This window comes from Lysinibacillus sp. NPDC056232 (assembly GCF_042267565.1).
Lineage (GTDB): Bacteria > Bacillota > Bacilli > Bacillales_A > Planococcaceae > Lysinibacillus.
Window position 1 is genome coordinate 1 of sequence record NZ_JBHJTF010000093.1, and the last position, 1,736, is coordinate 1,736.

1 rRNA gene is annotated in these 1,736 nt (G+C 56.9%); it reads right to left on the minus strand.

Annotated features, from left to right (window positions below):
- Nucleotides 1–1,736 (minus strand): 23S ribosomal RNA (locus ACFCYJ_RS27395); the annotation flags it as partial.

Sequence of the window (1,736 nt, forward strand, 5' to 3'; positions counted from 1 at the left end):
CCCAGCTCGCGTACCGCTTTAATGGGCGAACAGCCCAACCCTTGGGACCGACTCCAGCCCCAGGATGCGACGAGCCGACATCGAGGTGCCAAACCATCCCGTCGATATGGACTCTTGGGGAAGATCAGCCTGTTATCCCCGGGGTACCTTTTATCCGTTGAGCGACGGCGCTTCCACAAGCCACCGCCGGATCACTAGTCCCGACTTTCGTCCCTGCTCGACCCGTCGGTCTCACAGTCAAGCTCCCTTGTGCACTTACACTCAACACCTGATTGCCAACCAGGCTGAGGGAACCTTTGGGCGCCTCCGTTACCCTTTAGGAGGCAACCGCCCCAGTTAAACTACCCATCAGACACTGTCCCTGATCCGGATCACGGACCCAGGTTAGACATCCAGCACGACCAGAGTGGTATTTCAACGACGACTCCACAACCACTGGCGTGGCCGCTTCAAAGTCTCCCACCTATCCTACACAAGCCGAACCGAACACCAATATCAAACTGTAGTAAAGGTCCCGGGGTCTTTCCGTCCTGCTGCGCGAAACGAGCATCTTTACTCGTAGTGCAATTTCACCGGGCCTATGGTTGAGACAGTCGAGAAGTCGTTACGCCATTCGTGCAGGTCGGAACTTACCCGACAAGGAATTTCGCTACCTTAGGATGGTTATAGTTACCACCGCCGTTTACTGGCGCTTAAGTTCTCAGCTTCGCCCCCGAACAGACTAACCGGTCCCCTTAACGTTCCAGCACCGGGCAGGCGTCAGTCCGTATACATCGCCTTACGGCTTCGCACGGACCTGTGTTTTTAGTAAACAGTCGCTTCTCGCTGGTCTCTGCGGCCACCCCCAGCTCACGGAGTAAATCCGATCACCAGTGATGGCCCCCCTTCTCCCGAAGTTACGGGGGCATTTTGCCGAGTTCCTTAACCATAGTTCACCCGAACGCCTCGGTATTCTCTACCTGACCACCTGAGTCGGTTTAGGGTACGGGCCGCCATGAAACTCGCTAGAGGCTTTTCTCGACAGCATAGGATCATCCACTTCACCACAATCGGCTCGGCATCAGGTCTCAGCCTTAATGAGGGACGGATTTGCCTACCCCTCGGCCTACACCCTTACCCCGGGACAACCACCGCCCGGGCTGGACTACCTTCCTGCGTCACCCCATCGCTCACCTACTACAGACTTGGTTCAGCGGCTCCACCACTTCCCTTTGCCCGAAGACTCCGGGCCGGCTTCACGGCCTTAGCATCACCAGGTTCGATGTTGACGCTTCACAGCGGGTACGGGAATATCAACCCGTTGTCCATCGACTACGCCTGTCGGCCTCGCCTTAGGTCCCGACTTACCCTGGGCAGATCAGCTTGACCCAGGAACCCTTGGTCAATCGGCGCAAGAGTTTCTCACTCTTGTATCGCTACTCATGCCTGCATTCTCACTCGTATACCGTCCACGACTGGTTTCCACCGCCGCTTCACCCGGCACACGACGCTCCCCTACCCATCACAGCAGGCGTTGGCCCTGCATGCTGCAATGACACGACTTCGGCGGTACGCTTGAGCCCCGCTACATTGTCGGCGCGGAATCACTAGACCAGTGAGCTATTACGCACTCTTTCAAGGGTGGCTGCTTCTAAGCCAACCTCCTGGTTGTCTTCGCGACCCCACATCCTTTTCCACTTAGTACACGCTTAGGGACCTTAGCTGGCGATCTGGGCTGTTTCCCTCTCGACTACGAA